This window comes from Microbacterium sp. BF1 (assembly GCF_019279095.1).
GTDB lineage: Bacteria > Actinomycetota > Actinomycetes > Actinomycetales > Microbacteriaceae > Microbacterium > Microbacterium maritypicum.
On record NZ_JAGYWT010000863.1, the window covers coordinates 1 to 559 of the forward strand.

General features: G+C 69.2%; 1 protein-coding gene. It reads left to right on the top strand.

Going from position 1 to position 559, the window contains the following annotated elements; genetic code table 11:
• Window positions 1-559 (top strand): hypothetical protein (locus KZA10_RS17240; protein WP_218683519.1); only part of this gene is annotated, 559 nt, incomplete at both ends.

The following is a 559-nucleotide window of genomic DNA, read 5'->3' on the forward strand; positions in this document are numbered from 1 at the left end:
GCCGTGCATGCCGTCGTCGCCGCCGTGGCCCTTCTCGTCGCGCTCGCGCTGCCCGACACCGAGGTGCGCCAGACGCTGATGCTTCTCGCGCTCGCCTGCGCTGCCATCGTCCTCGTCAACCTGATCCCGTTCGTGCGGTTCGACGGGTACATCGCCCTCATGAGCGCGCTGGATGAGCCCAACCTGAGAGCACGGACGATTCGTGACGGCGCGAACTCCCTGACCCGCTTCTTGTTCGGCGGGCAGAAGGCGGCCAAGAGCCTGAACACGTGGTGGAGCGTGCCGTTCGGCCTGGCCAGCCTGATCGCTCCGGTGGTCCTGGTGCTGTTCGCCGTCGGCCGCGCGGCTCGAGCGGTCGCCGGCGGCGGACCGGTCCTCGGTTTGCTCGTGGTCGCCCTGGAAGCCGTCGTGGTCGTCGTCGGCGTCGTCCTCGTCTCGAGGGCACTGCACCGCGCCTTCCGGTCAGGTGTGTCGCGCCTGCGGTTCTTCACCGTCCTCGCCGCACTGGTCTCGACCATCGCGGTCGCAGGAGTCCTGATCCCGGTACAGGTGACCGCCA